Source organism: Marinicella litoralis (assembly GCF_002591915.1).
Classification (GTDB): Bacteria; Pseudomonadota; Gammaproteobacteria; order Xanthomonadales; family Marinicellaceae; genus Marinicella; species Marinicella litoralis.
The window spans coordinates 736,564-753,931 of the sequence record NZ_NIHB01000001.1 but is presented as its reverse complement, the minus strand read 5'-3'; the positions used below and the strand labels follow the sequence as shown (position 1 = coordinate 753,931).

Annotated in this window: 11 protein-coding genes; 8 read left to right on the top strand and 3 right to left on the bottom strand. The window is 44.0% G+C overall.

The features are described from left to right. Nucleotides 1-210: 210 nt before the first annotated feature. The 6 genes from CCS90_RS03355 (at nt 211) to CCS90_RS03330 (ending at nt 8,674) form a co-directional block, all read left to right on the top strand. Nucleotides 211-687 (top strand): (2Fe-2S)-binding protein, encoded by a 477-nt coding sequence (locus tag CCS90_RS03355; protein WP_099018082.1) that lies wholly within the window; start codon nt 211-213, stop codon nt 685-687. Then, nucleotides 684-2,912, top strand: coding sequence for a xanthine dehydrogenase family protein molybdopterin-binding subunit (locus CCS90_RS03350; protein ID WP_099018081.1), 2,229 nt, complete (start codon nt 684-686; stop codon nt 2,910-2,912). The genes CCS90_RS03355 and CCS90_RS03350 overlap by 4 nt, the downstream gene beginning before the upstream one ends. A 142-nt stretch (nt 2,913-3,054) precedes the next feature. Beyond that, nucleotides 3,055-4,350, top strand: coding sequence for a DUF2254 domain-containing protein (locus CCS90_RS03345; RefSeq protein WP_099018080.1), 1,296 nt, complete (start codon nt 3,055-3,057; stop codon nt 4,348-4,350). A gap of 205 nt (nt 4,351-4,555) precedes the next feature. Continuing rightward, nucleotides 4,556-7,138 (top strand): ATP-dependent chaperone ClpB, encoded by a 2,583-nt coding sequence (clpB, locus tag CCS90_RS03340; RefSeq protein WP_099018079.1) that lies wholly within the window; start codon nt 4,556-4,558, stop codon nt 7,136-7,138. Nucleotides 7,139-7,221: 83 nt separating this feature from the next. After that, nucleotides 7,222-7,461 (top strand): FmdB family zinc ribbon protein, encoded by a 240-nt coding sequence (locus CCS90_RS03335; protein WP_099018078.1) that lies wholly within the window; start codon nt 7,222-7,224, stop codon nt 7,459-7,461. 325 nt (nt 7,462-7,786) lie between these two features. Further along, complete coding sequence (locus CCS90_RS03330) at nt 7,787-8,674, top strand: lysophospholipid acyltransferase family protein (RefSeq protein WP_099018077.1); 888 nt, start codon at nt 7,787-7,789, stop codon at nt 8,672-8,674. A gap of 104 nt (nt 8,675-8,778) precedes the next feature. Here the strand turns inward: CCS90_RS03330 and CCS90_RS03325 are convergent, their stop codons facing one another. The 3 genes from CCS90_RS03325 to argS are packed head-to-tail and all read right to left on the bottom strand — an operon-like array spanning nt 8,779 to nt 14,579. Beyond that, nucleotides 8,779-12,213 (bottom strand): NIDO-like domain-containing protein, encoded by a 3,435-nt coding sequence (locus CCS90_RS03325; protein WP_099018076.1) that lies wholly within the window; start codon nt 12,211-12,213, stop codon nt 8,779-8,781. Between the two features lie 9 nt (nt 12,214-12,222). Further along, on the bottom strand, nt 12,223-12,801 hold the full coding sequence (locus CCS90_RS03320) for an SPOR domain-containing protein (protein WP_099018075.1): 579 nt from the start codon (nt 12,799-12,801) through the stop codon (nt 12,223-12,225). Further along, entirely contained in the window at nt 12,798-14,579 is a 1,782-nt protein-coding gene (gene argS, locus CCS90_RS03315; RefSeq protein ID WP_099018074.1) for an arginine--tRNA ligase, read from the bottom strand. The genes CCS90_RS03320 and argS overlap by 4 nt, the downstream gene beginning before the upstream one ends. Nucleotides 14,580-14,803: 224 nt before the next feature. On the opposite strand from argS, the gene CCS90_RS03310 reads away from it, so the two are divergent. Next, the gene (locus tag CCS90_RS03310; RefSeq protein ID WP_099018073.1) at nt 14,804-15,046 is read left to right on the top strand and encodes a hypothetical protein; all 243 of its coding nucleotides are present in this window, start codon (nt 14,804-14,806) and stop codon (nt 15,044-15,046) included. Nucleotides 15,047-15,058: 12 nt separating this feature from the next. After that, complete coding sequence (feoB, locus tag CCS90_RS03305; protein ID WP_099018072.1) at nt 15,059-17,263, top strand: ferrous iron transport protein B; 2,205 nt, start codon at nt 15,059-15,061, stop codon at nt 17,261-17,263. Nucleotides 17,264-17,368 lie beyond the last annotated feature (105 nt).

Below are 17,368 nucleotides of genomic sequence, written 5' to 3'. Positions count from 1 at the left end.
AATGACAAACTGAAAGTTTTGGGTTGACTGAAGTCAACAACCCAGTTCAATAAAATCCTACAACTTTATTTTGGGTTGTTGGCTTTAGCCGACTCGATTATGAATAAAATTGAATGTCTCTATTAAATCGTGCACTTTTAGCTGTTTTTTGAAAAAGAAATGCCAATAAATTAAGCTATAATTATCTGCATTATCTTTTTGGGCACTACAATGATTAAACTCAACATCAACGGCCAACTCACCACTTTAGACGTCAGCGAAGACATGCCATTGTTATGGGCTCTGCGCGATGTGGCCAAACTCACAGGCAGCAAATATGGATGCGGTAAAGGCATATGTGGTGCTTGTACCGTCCATATTGATGGCCAAGCCATGCGTTCATGCATCACGCCCATGTCTTATGCCAAAGACAAAACCATTACCACCATAGAAGGTTTGTCAGAAAAAGGCGACCACCCAGTCCAACAAGCTTGGCAAACATTGAATGTGGCGCAATGTGGTTACTGCCAAACCGGTCAAATCATGTCGGCATCAGCCCTGTTGGCTAACAATGCCAGCCCAACAGATGACGACATCAATAATGCAATGGCAGGCAACATTTGTCGTTGTGGCACTTACCCAAGAATTCGTGCAGCCATCAAGTTGGCAGCCAAATCCACCAACAACAGCAATGGAGAAACCTCATGATTAAGAAAGTCAGTCGCAGGAAGTTTCTTCAAGGCACCGGCTTGGCCTCAGGCACATTGGTATTGGGCGTTCAATTCGCACCTGTTTTTGCTGCCAACCATGAACCGATGTCATTTTCACCCGATGTCTTTGTTTCCATGGATGAAACCGGTCAAGTCACCATCATTTCTCATCGCAGTGAAATGGGACAAGGCATTCTCAGCACCTTACCCTTGCTGGTGGCTGACGAGATGGAAGCTGATTGGCAACGCGTCACCGTAAAACAAGCCATCGGCGATGCCAAATACGGCAGTCAAAACACCGATGGCTCGCGCAGTGTCAGAAAAAATTACACCAAACTTAAAGAAGCCGGTGCCATCATGCGCACCTTAATCCAACAAGCGGCTGCCAATGTGTGGGCGGTTCCCATTGACCAAGTGCGGATTGAAAATCACCAAGCCATATACCAAAATCAAACCATTGACTTTAAAAACTTGGTGAAAATTGCCAGCACCCTAGAAGTTCCGGCACGCGAATCATTGAAACTAAAAACCGAAGCCGAACAAAAATACATAGGCAAGCCAGGAATGAAAAACTTGGATGCTCATGAAGTGGTCACTGGGCAAGCAAAATTTGGTTATGACATCGAGATTCCAGGCATGAAAACTGCCGTGATTGCCCGTCCTCCCGTGGTGTTTGGTCAAGTAAAAAGTTTCGATGCCAGTGAAACCCTAAAAGTACCTGGTGTGGTCAAAGTGATTGAAATGCCTGCATTAACACCACCGGCTGCCTTTAAAATGCTCGGCGGTATCGCCGTCATAGCAGACAACACCTGGGCAGCCATCAAAGGCCGTGAAGCCTTAAAAATTGAATGGGATCATGGCAGTAATGCCAGTTACAACACCAAAGACCACGAAGCAGTGTTTATCCAGGCATTGGAAAACCCCAAGGAAGTGGTCAGAAATCGAGGCGATGTTGAAGCAGCCAAAAAAGATGCCAGCAAACACCTTGAAGCTGAATACCATGTGGCTGGTTTGGCCCATGCCACCATGGAACCACCCGCTGCCACAGCAAGAATCAATGGTGATCGGGTTGAAGTTTGGGCTTGTACCCAAACCCCACAAGCGGCTCAAGGCAACGTCATGGCGACTTTAGAAATCCCCAAAGAAAAGGCAGCCAATGTGGAAATCAATGTCACCCTTTTGGGTGGCGGCTTCGGTCGCAAATCGAAACCCGATTATGTCGCTGAAGCGGCTTACCTGGCCAATGAAAGCAAATTTCCGGTTAAAGTGTTGTGGACCCGTGAAGATGAAATCAAACATGGTTATTACCATTCGCCCAGCTATCAAAAACTGAGCGGCTCATTGGATGTTGATAACAAAGTCACCAGCTGGTACCACGCCATGGTCAATCACCCCATCGGTGCCACCTTTGATCCAGCGGCAAAATTAGCCGGCAGTACCGACTTGGGTCAAGGCGACATGATGTTTGATGTACCTAACATCAAAATAGCACTGGGAGAAACCGATACTTTTATGCGCATAGGCTGGGTTCGCTCAGTGACCAACATCAACAATGTATTCGCCGCGTCTTCATTTGCTGATGAGTTGGCCCATTTGGCTGGACAAGACCCAAAAGACTTTTTGTTGCAAATGATTGGCAGCGACCGAATCGAAGACTTTGCCGCTGATGACTTCAAATACAGCAATTACGGCGAATCTCCAGAACAATACCCAGCAGAAACCAGCCGCTTAAAAAATGTGATTCAAGTGGCAGCAGACAAAGCCGGTTGGGGCCAAGAGTTGCCTGAAGGCACTGGTATGGGCATTGCCGCTTGGCGCAGTTTTTTGAGTTATATCGCGGTGGTCGTTAAGGTTTCCACCGATGGCAACAAAGTCAAAATTGAAGACATTCACATGGCTGTCGATGCAGGAAAAATACTTAACCCAGATCGGGTTAAATCACAAATGGAAGGTTCAGCCATTTTTGGTACATCACTGGCCTTTTATGGTGAAATCACCGCCAAAGACGGTGCGATTGAACAAGGTAATTTTGACAGCTATCAAATGTCACGCATCAACCAAATCCCTGAAATCCACACCCACATCATCAAAAGTGATGCCGTTCCGACGGGTGTCGGTGAACCGGGGCTGCCACCTTTCGCACCGGCATTTTGTAATGCCATCTTTGCGGCCAATGGTGTAAGGCACCGAAGGTTACCGTTGAAAAATTTAACTTTGGTCTGATCGCTTGTAAAACAAGGTTACAACCCATCTCAATTGAGATGGGTCTTAGCTTATGGCTCCAAGCAAACCAAAATGATACTGAATAAATTCCTGCCACCAGTCTATAATAAATGTTCAATAATTTTGCAACTGACACTTGGCTATGTTCAATAAAATCATCCAATACTTCTGGAAAATTGAAAACAAAATCGCGTTTTATCCCAGTTTGATTGCAATTTGGGGGGTGATTTTTGCCTTGTTGATGGTGTCAGCTGAACAACACGGCATTTCAGATTATTTACAAGAGGCCTTGCCTGTTTTGGTTATCAATGACTTAGCAACCGCCAGGGTTATCTTGAGTAGTTTGATTGGAGGTTTGATTTCAATCTTGGTGTTCAGCTTTTCCATGGTAATGATCATTCTCAATCAAGCTTCCAGTAATTTTTCACCCAGGCTGCTGCCTGGATTAATCTCAAACAAAAAACACCAAAGCATTCTGGGCATTCACTTGTCTGGCGTGTTTTATTGTCTGATAACCCTGATTTCGATTGAGCCCACCGATAAAAATTACCAGCTTCCAGGGTTTTCGGTATTGGTAGCCATTATCTTTATCACCGTTTCTTTGGCGGCCTTCATATATTTTATTCACTCCATTTCGCAGTCGATTCAAGTTGACCATATTTTGAAATCGATATTCACCACTGCAAAAAAACGCCTGGAGCTGTTAATCACTTATGACGAAGAAAATAAATCGCTGATTGAAGAAGACAAGCAACTGAATGATACCTCAGATTGGCATGAATATTATTCAGCCCATTCTGGGTACATTCAAACCATGAGAATCAATAACTTATTGGAACTGATTGATCAATCGAATACTGTGATCCGAATATTGCCCAGAAAAAGCACTTTCTTGCTCAAAGGCATTCCGATATTTAAATCTAAACAAAAATTAGATGAAACCACCGCAGAAAAGTTTTTAGACCAGTTCATCATCGATGACACCGAGTCAATGAGTGAAAATTACGCCCTGGCATTTCAACTGATAACAGAAATAGCCATCAAAGCCATGTCACCAGGCATCAATGATCCCGGCACCGCCTTAACCTGTATTGACTACCTCACTGAACTGCTTGCTTTGCGTATAAAAAAATCAGACCGCATGTTGATTGGAAAAAATCAAAAGCTCAAAGTACAAATCAACATCACACCGTTTGATCAGTTGCTCTACACCATCCTCGCACCATTCAGGGCATACTGTTCTCACGACATCATCATTGTCAGTAAATTATTGCGCATGTGTGACTATCTGTTGCAACAAGAATGTGCCAACGAGCAGTATAAAAAGGCGATGAAGAAACAAGCGCAAAACATCATAAGTGATGCGAAGAAAAAACTCGACAATGAGGATGACTTGAACAACCTAAAAGCTGAACAACAAAAATTTGATAAGATTTGATGTAACCGCATTCAAACTGGTCACAATGCATGGTTTTTCGGCCTTGGATTTTTTTTTCACATCTACCACTTGTGGTTGCCAAGGAAGAAAGCATGTAAGAAAACTTGATATCAATCAAATAAGCCACTGGTAGTTATGTTGCTGATTTGAAAAACACTTAAGCCATCCCCATTTCTGTTTTAATCTATAAATTTAATTGGAAATTATGAACTTTGATAAATTAACCACCAATTTCCAGCAAGCACTGAACGAAGCGCAATCCATCGCTGTGGGTAAAGACCACAATGTGATTGAATCGGCCCATGTATTGGCTGCTTTACTGGACCAAGAAAACTCATCCATGAAACACGTGTTGATGAAATCAGGGGTCAATGTCAACCTGTTGCGTAAAAGCGTTGATGAAACCATTGAGATGATGCCGGTGATTGGTAACAACACGGGTCAAGTCAACCTATCCAATAATTTGGTCAAGGTTTTGAACCTGGCGGACAAGTTGGCACAACAACGTGAAGATCAATACATTGCCAGCGAATTGTTTGCATTGGCCTTATTGGACTCCAATGACACCACCGCACAGTTATTGAAAAAAGCCGGCGCCCAACGTGATTCATTGGAAAAAACCATTGATGACATCCGTGGTGACAACAAAATTGATGATGCTGGTGCTGAAGAAAACCGCCAAGCCTTGGAAAAATACACCGTTGATTTAACGGCACGCGCAGAACAGTCGAAAATGGACCCAATCATTGGGCGTGATGCTGAGATCAGACGCACCATCCAAATCTTACAACGCCGCACCAAAAACAACCCAGTCATCATCGGTGAACCGGGAGTGGGTAAAACCGCCATTGTGGAAGGCTTGGCTCAGCGCATCGTGAACAATGAAGTGCCCGAAGGGGTCAAAGGCAAGCGATTGTTGTCTTTGGACTTGGGCGCGTTGATTGCGGGTGCTAAGTACCGCGGTGAATTTGAAGAACGTTTAAAAGCCTTGTTGAATGACTTGAGCAAACAAGAAGGTCAGGTGATTTTATTCATCGATGAGTTACATACCATGGTTGGCGCTGGTGCAGCCGAAGGTGCAATGGATGCCGGTAATATGTTGAAACCGGCGTTGGCCCGTGGTGAATTACATTGTATTGGTGCCACCACCTTGGATGAGTACCGCAAATACATTGAGAAAGACAAAGCTTTGGAGCGCAGGTTTCAAAAAGTATTGGTTGAAGAACCATCGGTGGAAGACACCATCGCCATATTGCGTGGCTTGAATGAGCGCTATGAAGTGCACCATGCCGTAGAAATCACTGATCCGGCCATCATTGCAGCGGCCACATTGTCTCATCGCTACATCACTGATCGTAATTTGCCTGATAAGGCCATTGATTTAATGGATGAGGCGGCCAGTCGCATTCGCATGGAAATTGATTCCAAACCTGACAAGATGGACAAATTAGACCGCAAACTGATACAGCTTAAAATGGAGCGTGAATCCTTGTTGCGTGAAAAAGACAAGGCGTCAAAAAAACGCCAGGCCGAATTGGAAGAAAACATTGAGATTCTGGGTCGTGAATATTCTGACTTGGAAGAAATATGGAACAGTGAAAAAGCCGCTGTCCAAGGCACCACTCACCTGAAAGAAGAGTTGGAAGAAGCCAAATCTGCTTTCGAAGTGGCTCAACGAGCTGGTGATTTGGCCAAAATGTCAGAGTTACAATATGGCCAGATTCCTGAATTGGAAAAACAAATTGCGCAAGCCACTGAGGTGGACATGAGTTCATTTCAATTACTGCGCAACAAAGTCACCGAAGTGGAGATTGCGGAAATCGTCTCAATGTGGACTGGCATCCCTGTGACCAAGATGATGGAAGGTGAAAAACAAAAATTATTGCAAATGGAGTCAGTGATCCATCAACGTTTGATTGGCCAAGAAGAAGCCGTGAAATCAGTGGCAGATGCGATTCGACGTTCGCGTTCAGGATTGGCTGATCCCAATCGACCCATTGGTTCATTCATGTTCTTGGGGCCAACCGGCGTGGGTAAAACGGAATTGTGTAAAGCCTTGTCTGAATTCATGTTTGATACGGAAGACGCCATCATTCGTTTGGACATGTCAGAATTCATGGAAAAACATTCAGTCGCTCGCTTAATCGGCGCACCCCCAGGCTATGTGGGTTATGACCAAGGCGGTTATTTAACCGAAGCGGTACGGCGCAAACCTTATTCATTGATTTTGTTGGATGAAGTTGAAAAGGCCCATCCGGATGTCTTCAATGTGTTGTTACAGGTATTGGATGACGGCCGCTTAACCGATGGCCAGGGTCGAACGGTGGATTTCAAAAACACCGTCATCATCATGACTTCGAACTTGGGCTCTGATTTGATCCAGGCCAAGATCAACGACCCTTATAAAGAAATCAAAGAATCGGTAATGACTGTGGTCGGCCAACATTTCAGACCAGAGTTCATCAATCGAGTGGACGACATTGTGGTGTTCCATCCATTGAAACAAGAACACATCCGTTTGATTGCCAAGATTCAAATCAACAAAGTCAAAAAACGCTTGGCTGCTCGTGATTTACATCTACAAATCAGTGACGAGGCTTTGGACTTCTTGGGCAATGTGGGTTTTGATCCTGTTTATGGCGCCAGACCGTTAAAACGGGCCATTCAAGATGAGTTAGAAAACCCATTGGCCAGTCGATTGTTGGCAGGTGATTTTTCACCCGGACAAATCATTGAAGTGAATTTATCCAATCAAAAGCTTGAATTCATTGCCAAACAACCCCACTAAGGGTCGCAGAAATAATGTGGGCAGTCATCAATCAAATTGATGGCTGCCCATGGTGAATCAACCCTTTTTAGCAGAGATTTTGTATGCCTATTTATGAATACCAGTGTCAAGACTGTGACCACCAATTAGAAAAATTACAAAAAATGTCAGATGCACCACTGAGTGATTGTCCACAATGTGAAGCCCCTTCATTGGTGAAAAAAGTTTCGGCTGCCGGGTTTAGGTTGAAAGGCACAGGTTGGTACGAAACTGATTTTAAGACCAAAAAACCAGCGAAAGAACCCAAAAAAGCCGAAAGTAAGCCCACCAATTCATCGAGCTAAAACATCATCTACGAAGAATGCTTGTAGGAAATTTCTTACAAGCTTTTCAGAATTTGTTGACAGATTTTTCTGGGCCCACATCACATAATATCCCCAAGGAAACGGTAATTGGATTTACCAGCCAATGAGGCACACTAAGGAAGGATCAGGGAACTGATTCTAAATGATTGCTTACAAGGACTAACAATCAGGTACATGAAGTACCACTCTCGGGGATCATGGATAGGAAGGATCGTGTTTGTTCCTTCGCAAATTAACCGTTGTCATTTTGGCAACGGTTTTTTTTGTCCCAACTATTTATTTGAAATGAATTAAAATAGCTGCCATGCGATCATTTTTGTTTCAATTCATCATCCACATCACCAGTTGGCTCAAACTGAAAACAGCACAACAATGGGCAGCATTCATCGGCAAAATGGTTTGGCGGTGGTCTGAAAAACAACGGCGCATCACCCTCACCAACATCAAACTGTGTTACCCAACGCTGAGCACGGATGAACAAATTAAACTGGCTCAAGAGGCTTTAAAAGAAACCATCAAATCCATGTTTGAAATGGGCGTTGTTTGGAAAAAACACAAAAATAGCATCGAATCCCTCATCAACAACATCCATGGTTTGGATGTCTTGGAGGCTGCTTTGGCTAAACAGCAAGGTTTGTTAATGGCAGTGCCACATTTCGGCAACTGGGAGGTCTTGAATTTATGGCTTTCCCGTCATCAAGGCTTTTCTTTTCTCTACAAGCCACCTGAAGACAAAAAAATTGAACAGCTGTTGTTGAGATACCGTGGCTCTGGCGGCGCCAACCAAATCACCGCAGATGCCAAAGGTGTGAGAAAAATATTCAAAGTATTAAAACAAAACAACATTCTGGCGATTTTACCCGATCAACAACCCAAAAATGGTCAAGGCGTATATGCACCCTTCATGGGACAAGCGGCTTATACCATGACATTGTTTGCTAAAATTGCGGGTAAAACCAAGGTACCGGTGGTGTTTGCGGTGGCCGAAAGATTGAGCGATGGAAAGGGTTTTGATTTACATTTCAAGCTGGCAGCTGACACCATTTACAATGATGTCAATGAATCAGTGATTACCATGAATAAAACCATAGCCAGTCTGGTCGCGATCAACCCAAGTCAATACCAATGGACATACAAAAGATTCAGCATCCAAGCCGATGGCTCTAAACCTTATCAAAAACCATCCAATTAAGCCTGTAAACTGACAGCAAAACCAAGGCCCCACATCAGGTGGGGCAAGGTCGGATGTTTACTTATGCACCAAATCAATACTGCAGTAGAGATTATGGTGAGGTATCAATTGTCCGCTGGGACTAAATTTTCAATCGACAAATTACTCTTGTTCCAAGTAGCCTGCGGTTGAGCCGCTTCCGGTGGATAGCTGATGATGTATTCATTGATGGTCCCATTTGACTGGCCATTTAAATCCATACGCAATGTACCGATGGTGTGTACATCAAGCGGCAGCGAAGGACAATGAGGACAGAAGGTATCTGCTGTCACCACCGTTTTTTCACCGCCATCGTTGCTGCCACTGGCTATGGTCCAAAATGGTGCACCCAACTGGTCATAGATATAACCAATAGCAACCCGCACATCTCCCAGGGTAATGATTGATTGACCCCAACCATTTTCACTTGGACTGTAATAATGACCCGTGTGCATATTCGGTGTTGGATCAGCTGCAAATTGATCCAAGATGATTTTTTCTGCACTCAACTCACCATTGATCCTGCGCACTTGAATTGCTGAGGTGTCGCTGGTGAAAGTGGTGTTTGACCAACCCACTGTTTCGATTTGTTGGTTGTTGGCCGCAAAACCACCTGGGTATTCAACTTTCAAAATGTCGTTGTAATATTGATTGTGCGCTGACTCGGCATTGTTGGCGATGTACCAAATGGGCGAACGATCAGGGTTGCCTGTATACATCACATACAACAATGAAGACTGATTGGTGACATGTAAGTCCACGCCATTTCCCGATCGATTGGGATTCCACCACAAACCATCTCGTGGATCGATGTCATTGCCATTATCTGCCACATCACAATGGGTCACTGGATTACACACCCCGTTGTTTCCAATGGTTCCAACAAATATATTGTCTTTACCTGCATTGAACCCTTGATCATAGACCGATGCTTCATGGTTGAAAGCAAACGAGGTCCCACAGGTGGCATTTTCTGCCACCGAAAACTCTAAAATGTTGCCGCCACTTTGATTGGCAGCCAGGTTCCCCACTGGAATGGCTGGAATTTCAAGTTTAACAAAGTCCGCTCCATCAGATTCTGGCAAATGATTTTTATTAAAGGTGCATACGGCATCGGTATTATTGATGCTGCTGGCGGTATTACAAGCAAAAGTCAAACCATCAGTGGCTGAGGGGTTTTGCATGCCTGTGGTGGATGATGAACCATCAAAACCGGTACCACTGTATTGGTAAACCCATTGAGAAGTGGTTGGGTACAATATCGCTTGTATATCAATGCTTTCAATCACTCCTTGGGTGTCATATAAATCAGCCCCCTTCCATAAAAACACTTCACAAGCCAAATCACCACCCATTTCTGATGCTCTGGGACAACTGCTGAATGATTGGTGGTAAAACAAAGCATCCCTCAAGTCATCATGCATCGGAGCAATCCTGGCACCTTCATTGTCCTTGTCTGGTGCTTGTGGCAATGGACAGTCATTATCCCAGTCACCTCCTGTTGCATTGGCAGAAGTACTGAGGAAACCATTGGTTGATGCCCTCAGTTGATTGACCGCTTGACCATAGTGTTCAAAAGCCTGAGACAATTGAATCAAGGCAGATCCTTCATCGGCAGCATCGGTACCAGTCACATTCGCTGCAGCTTCCCAAGGAATGAGGTCACCCGTTGAGCTGATATCAATAAATAAACGGTCACAACTGCTCACTACATTACCGTAATTATCAGCAACCCCATTCAAAACTGATGTCTGGGCAACTCCCATCGCAACAAAGGCATCTGTGGCAGTACTGCTGCCCACGTTACTGACTTCGATGGTTGATGTCCACCGTTCGCCTGGGTCGATTACTTCGTCATTATTACCACAAACCAAATCTAAATTGATTCGGATGTTATCCAATTGTTGTAACTCAAGATAGGGGCCTTCAATCACCACCGCTTGAGATGCATTGGACTCACAACCTGTGGAGTCTTTAACACTTAAGTTCACATTACCTACATACTGTTTAGGATACCTGACCTGTACTGTGTTGCTCTGGCCATCAATCAGCTCATCACCATTGATGTCCCATTCATAAGTATACGGCCCAATTCCACCACTCACTTGTGATTCAAAAATCAAATTATCACCGACTGCATTGCTGGAGTTATTGATGATGCTAACAGCCGGTGCATCACAACCACCGGTTCCCTGAAGGGTCATTTGGCCGGTGTTTAATGGATCCAACCATTCTTTAAGCCGAGATTGTGTATTGGCGCCTTGATCCCATGAGGTGTTAAATCGACCATAACTGTCAGATACTGGATCAGTACAGACTTGTGCCAAATCTCCAAAGTGCAACTGTCCCACCAAAAGCCCACCACTGTTCCACAGTCCACCTCCAGATGAACCTTGTTCAGTTAAGCCTTCATCCCAGACATTGATTGATAAGTGCGTATTGTTGACCCCTTGTGATGCAAAAGGTGAAGTGATTGACAACGGGTTGTTTTCTATGGCAATTCTTTTTGCATGTCCACGAGGATGATGAATTGAAACAGCTGAATCAGGCGCGATGTCACTTCGATCCCATCCGGTGTACTCAACGCCATAATTGCTGTTTGGAACTTGATTTAAACTAACTAAAGCAAAATCACTGTCGGAATTATTGGCAATATAACTGGCTCCCGATTGGGTGTCATTGAATCCCGCTGTAGATATTTGGGTACCACTTTGTGCCGAGCCTGGTGTCCGACAAGATAAAGATTGATAATTCCACCAGATGTTCATAGAAGCCGCAATGGCTTCTTTTTGATTTTGAGTGGTTGCCCCCTCAAAACCACAATGATTGGCTGTCAAAAAATAAGGTGTACCGTTTTGCGCTGTGTTGTTAATCAGTTGGCCTGTACATAGTGAAGCGCCATTGTTGGTCGCAAATGAATACCGTGCCACAGAATTTATTTGATTTTCCCAGTCATCTCCTTCTGGACAATTGACATCAATATTACAAGACAAACTTTTACTAGCAAGGGGTTGCTCCCAAAATTTATAAAAACCCCGGTAAATATTTGCCAAATTAAAGGTTAAATAATTTTTAAATTTATCGGCCACAACAATTTCTATTCTGGCAGAATCACCTGGTACAGTACCCGGCCAAAAATAACCATTTTTCTTATTCACTGCCCCTGTGTAAGGTCCTTTAATGACTGTTTCGTCATTGTTATATACGGTTAAAGTTGCCGAGGGCGGTAAGTAAAATTCTTTGAATCCAAAGTCCAAACTGGTTGCGTTGTCTGCTTGTATATTAATAGTCCATATGCTGTAGCCAGTTTTGTCCGCACGCCATTGACCGGTAGTTGATTTGCCGTCATTTATCTTAATGTCATTGACAATGGTATTAATGGCATATTTCAAAGGTCCTTTTGATTTTGGAAGCTGGCTTTTCTCTGCAGCCACATCAATCGCAGGCAAATAATAAGTCGTCTCTTTGTTTTGGCTGTGTGCCAGACCACTCAATAATAATAAAAATATAATGTTTTTCATAATCTTCACCTATGGTTTTGTTTCTTTGAGCACCAGAGGTTTGTGACCTCCTTGCTCCAATTGTCTTTTTTGTTTATCAGCTTCTCTGCTGGAGTCAAAAGGGCCGACCCTGACTCTGTGGTATTGGGTCCCATTCACTTTGATTTCTTGGATATGGGCTATTTGTCCTGAAAAAGCAATACGTGCTTTTAATTCTTCTGCATCTGAGCGACTCTTGAATGAGCCCACCTGTAAGATATAACTGTATTCTTTGCTGTCCCTGGCTGCTTGTTGTTCCAACTCTTCTTTCGGAATCACCACCTCCATCTCAGGTAACACCGAATAAAAATCATAATCTGGTTTCTTCGACACCGTTTTGCTGACGTCTTCTACCGGTTTCACTGTTTCCTGAGCCACACCTGGAACCGGATTCTGGGTGTTTTGGATGGGTTCAGGCACCCAACCTTTGACGTAAATAAACACCGCCAATAACAAACCTGAAAGCACACCGCTCAATAAAATTATCCAACCTGGAACAGGTCTTTTGTGTCCGGCTTTGCGGGCGGTTCTTTTTTTTGTGGTTTTGCGCACTGCTTTTTTTGTGGTCATACTTCTTTACGGTCCTCTGAACGCATTTCTTTCGGCGACGATGAGCCCAGCAGGGCCAAACCATCGGCTAACACATAACGCGTTGCTAAACATAAGTTTAACCTTGCGTTGCGTAAATTTTCGTTATCTATTTGTACCTGATGGGCATTGTAATAACTGTGAAAAAGCTGGGCTAATTCACGTAAATAATTAGACAATGAATGTACCGAGTAATTAAGTGCCGCTTTTTCCACCACTTCTGGATACTGCGACAAGGCTTTGATCAAATCCAATTCCTGCTCTTCAACCAACAACTCAACCGAAACGTGACCGATCTCGATGTTGTGCATCATGTTTTGTTCTTCGAGTTTTCTTAAAATGCTACAAATTCTGGCATGGGCATACTGAATATAATACACTGGGTTGTCATTGGATTGTGACTTGGCCAAATCCATATCAAAATCTAAATGCTGGTCATGCGAACGCATCACATAGAAAAATCGAGAAGCATCACAACCCACTTCAGACACCAGTTCATTCAGAGTAACAAATTCCCCCGAACGGGTGGACATTTTTAGTTTTTCACCGCCTTTGAATAAATGCGCAAACTGCACCAACAAGATGTCAATTTGATCGGCATCAAAACCCAAAGCCTTGGTCGCTGCTTTCAAGCGTGGGATATACCCATGATGATCGGCACCAAATATATAGATGGATTTTTCAAAACCACGTTCAAATTTATTCAGCAAGTAAGCCACGTCTGAAGCAAAATAAGTCTTCAGACCATTCTCACGCATCACCACACGGTCTTTTTCATCACCAAAATGGGTGGCGTTGAACCACAGGGCACCTTCTTTTTTGTAGAGGTGTCCACCCGCTTCTAATTTGGCCAAAGCACGTTCGATGGTGTCTGACTCATGCAATGACTTTTCTGAAAACCATTCGTCATAGTGAACATTGAAATCTTCCAAATCATTTTCAATGCCTGACAATATATTTTTCAAAGCAATTTTAAAAATCTTATGGTAACCCTTATCCAAAATGTCCTTGGCATTGATCACCAAATCGTCAATGTGTTGTTCTTTGTCGCCACCAGCGGGTTCATCTGGACTGACTTGAGCAAACACTTCAGCCTGACTGTACCTGAAGTCATCACCGTATTTTTGCCTGACTTTGCGTGCAATGTCGACGATGTATTCCCCTTTGTAGCCATTGGCAGGGAAAGTGATCGGTTCACCACACAATTCCAAATAACGTAACCACACCGAAGCTGCCAGAATATCCATTTGGCGTCCATGGTCATTGACATAATATTCGGCATGCACGTCATAACCGACTTTTTTTAAGATGTTGGATAAACTCGATCCAAAAGCGGCACCACGGCCATGACCCACATGCAGTGGTCCGGTTGGGTTGGCCGATACAAACTCCACGGTAATCCGTTTGTCCGCACCCAATTGGCTGCTGCCATAGGATTTGCCCAGCTTGATGATGCGTTTGAGGACTTGTAAGCGACAAGCATCGGTTAAGTAAAAATTAATAAACCCAGGCCCAGCAATTTCCACTTTGCTCACATGGCTGGATTCTGCCAGCTCGGCAATGATTTTTTCCGCAATGGCACGCGGGTTTGACTGCAAGGGTTTGGCCAAGGTCAATGCAACGTTAGAAGCATAATCACCGTGCTCTTTACTGCGGGTTCTTTCGATGTTGATTGTTGGGTTTTGTTCTAAATTAAATTCACCTTTGGCTTGTAAATGTTCCAAAGCGTTTTCAATCAACTCCTGAATGTGTCCAATCATCAATGATTCCAGTCAAAATAAACGGTTCATTTTATCAAATTGCACGGCACTAAACCAAACAATTAAAGCCAGTTTATGACTGGTTCACCATTTATCCATTTTAATTAAGCGCCTTGCTGCTTGATTTGAGTCAAACTTTTATGAAATTTAAGTAAAAGGGTCTTGATTTATTCAGAACAATACCTAATAATGAGAACCATTACTATTTAGATTAACATCTTGCCATGACAGCAACAACTGACCATTCAGTACAATTATCAAAAGCCAAAGCGGGTAATACCTACCAAGTTTGTAAAAATGCATGCTCTGAATCTTTAAGCCAAAAACTAACCTTAATGGGATTGGGTTTAGGCATGATGATTGAATTGGTTGCATTGTATAAACACGGCGCCGTCATCAAAACCCCTTTTGGCAACATCGCCGTAGGCTCAGATTTAATCAATTCCATTTCAGTTTCACTGATTTAAGCAGCCACACGTATGGCCCCTATTGCCAAAGTCGCCCTGATTGGAAACCCCAACAGCGGTAAAACCACCTTATTCAATGCCCTCGCTGGACAAAACAAAAAAACCGGCAACTGGGCGGGTGTCACAGTCAGTGAATCCAAAGCCAAACTGATTCGCAACAACACCCAATTTACCTTGGTTGATTTACCGGGTATTTATGGCCTTTCATTGGCCGAATTGTCACAAGATGAATTGGTGGTTAAACAAGCCATCAACAAAGCTGATATCGCTGTCTATGTCAATGTACTCAACGCCAACAATTTAGAACGCTGCTTGTTCTTAACCACCGAAGTCCTCGATTTAGACGTTCCCACCATTTTGGTGCTTAACATGGATGATGAACGAGCGGCCAGCGGCAAAGTCATCGACCTTGAAAAACTCGCTGAGATAACCGGCTGTCCAGTCATCACCACCACTGCCATCAATCATGAGGGCATCAAGGCCTTGTTCGATGCCATTGAACTGGCCCTATCCGATCAGACAGCCGCAGATCACTTGCACACAGAATTACCAAAAGACATTGATTTACCTGCCGCTGATACCCGGGCAGAAGCCATCAAACAATATGTTAAATCCTCGGATGAAGTAATCAATGAGAGTAAACGTGTTTTTGATGCACGCTTTCAACAGGCCATGGACATGGCTGCATCGGTGACTGTACATCCCAGTGACACCTCAAGAAAAAACAAGAAAAACGCTTTCAGCAAAATCGATCAATGGCTGACCAGTCCATTAAGCGGTAGTTTGGCTTTTATGTTTGCCATGTACCTGATGTTTTTCTTTGCCACCAATGTGGCCAGCGTGTTTGTGGACTTTTTCGACATCGCCACAGGTGCCCTGTTCATCAATGGAACCAGCCAGTTGTTGACTATGGTTCATGCACCTGATTGGCTCACAGTGGTGCTGGCAGATGGCATCGGCGCTGGCATTCAAACCGTTGCCACCTTTATACCTGTGATTGGTTTTTTGTTTTTATTCCTGACCTTGTTAGAAGAATCTGGTTATATGGTCAGAGCGGCTTTTGTGATGAACAATTGGTTACAAAAAATCGGCCTTTCCGGCAAAGCCTTTGTTCCATTGATCGTCAGTTTTGGCTGTAATGTGCCAGCGGTCATGGCCACGCGCCAACTGGCGAAAAAAGACGAACGCATCATCACCACCCTGATGGCACCTTTCATGTCATGTGGCGCGAGGTTATCTGTTTATGCCTTGTTTGTTGCTGCCTTTTTCACTGAAAATGCGGCTTTGATCGTGCTTTCCCTGTATTTAATTGGCATTTTGGTGGCCGTAGCCACTGGTTTGTTGATGCGCAAAACCATCCTGCCTGGCAAACCCGATCCTTTTGTGATTGAGCTACCTCAATGGCGTTTTCCTGGCGTTTTTTATATCCTCAAATCCACCTGGTTCAAACTGCGCGGTTTTATGATAGACGCCGGTAAAATCATTATCGTCATTGTGTTGATTCTCCAAATCATCTCATCGGTGGGCAGGGATTTTTCGTGGGGCAACAAAGACGTCGATCAATCGATGTTGGCCGCTGGCTCACAAATAGCCACCCCGCTGTTCGCTCCCATGGGCATAGAACAAGATAACTGGCCTGCCGTGGTAGGTTTATTTACAGGATTGTTGGCCAAAGAGGTGATGGTGGGTTCATTGGATGCCATTTACTCTAAATCCATAACAGAAGATGATGCCACCATAGGTGAACAATTGATGGAAGCCTTACAAACCATCCCTGACAATGCGGCTGGTCTGGCCGATGCCTTAACCGATCCTTTGGGGCTGTCATTGGCTGAAATTGATGCCGTGGAAAACATGGCAGAAAACCAAGGTGTTTCAACCCAGTTATTCGGCATCTTGCAGGAAAAATTCAGAAATGGTTTCGCGGCTTATGCCTATTTGCTGTTTGTCTTGTTGTATTTCCCTTGTGTTACTGTCATCGCCACCATCGCCAAGGAAACGGGTAAACAATGGGCCTTGTTTTCAGCCAGCTATTCCACTGGCATCGCTTATTTGATTGCCACCTGTTTTTATCAGCTTGTGACTTTTGCCCAACATCCGGTGTTTGCCAGCTGTTGGTTGCTGGCATGTGCGTCTTTACTTTACGCCTTTTATTATTTCCTGAAACGCCACGCCAATAAGCCACAAAATAAAGTCATTCAACTGAATATCCAGTAAGGGTTTGATGGCATTGAGTGAAACTTGGACTGACGTTGACAGCGAATCGGTTCAGCCAAGGACATTCCACACACTGTATGTAGTCAAACATATCCTTAAAGTTGC

Excerpts from the sequence above, each read along its gene's own strand:
- CCS90_RS03355 (WP_099018082.1), top strand. The coding sequence starts at position 211 with ATGATTAAACTCAACATCAACGGCCAACTCACCACTTTAGACGTCAGC.
- CCS90_RS03350 (WP_099018081.1), top strand. The coding sequence starts at position 684 with ATGATTAAGAAAGTCAGTCGCAGGAAGTTTCTTCAAGGCACCGGCTTG.
- CCS90_RS03345 (WP_099018080.1), top strand. The coding sequence starts at position 3,055 with ATGTTCAATAAAATCATCCAATACTTCTGGAAAATTGAAAACAAAATC.
- clpB (WP_099018079.1), top strand. The coding sequence starts at position 4,556 with ATGAACTTTGATAAATTAACCACCAATTTCCAGCAAGCACTGAACGAA.
- CCS90_RS03335 (WP_099018078.1), top strand. The coding sequence starts at position 7,222 with ATGCCTATTTATGAATACCAGTGTCAAGACTGTGACCACCAATTAGAA.
- CCS90_RS03330 (WP_099018077.1), top strand. The coding sequence starts at position 7,787 with ATGCGATCATTTTTGTTTCAATTCATCATCCACATCACCAGTTGGCTC.
- CCS90_RS03325 (WP_099018076.1), bottom strand. The coding sequence starts at position 12,213 with ATGAAAAACATTATATTTTTATTATTATTGAGTGGTCTGGCACACAGC.
- CCS90_RS03320 (WP_099018075.1), bottom strand. The coding sequence starts at position 12,801 with ATGACCACAAAAAAAGCAGTGCGCAAAACCACAAAAAAAAGAACCGCC.
- argS (WP_099018074.1), bottom strand. The coding sequence starts at position 14,579 with ATGATTGGACACATTCAGGAGTTGATTGAAAACGCTTTGGAACATTTA.
- CCS90_RS03310 (WP_099018073.1), top strand. The coding sequence starts at position 14,804 with ATGACAGCAACAACTGACCATTCAGTACAATTATCAAAAGCCAAAGCG.
- feoB (WP_099018072.1), top strand. The coding sequence starts at position 15,059 with ATGGCCCCTATTGCCAAAGTCGCCCTGATTGGAAACCCCAACAGCGGT.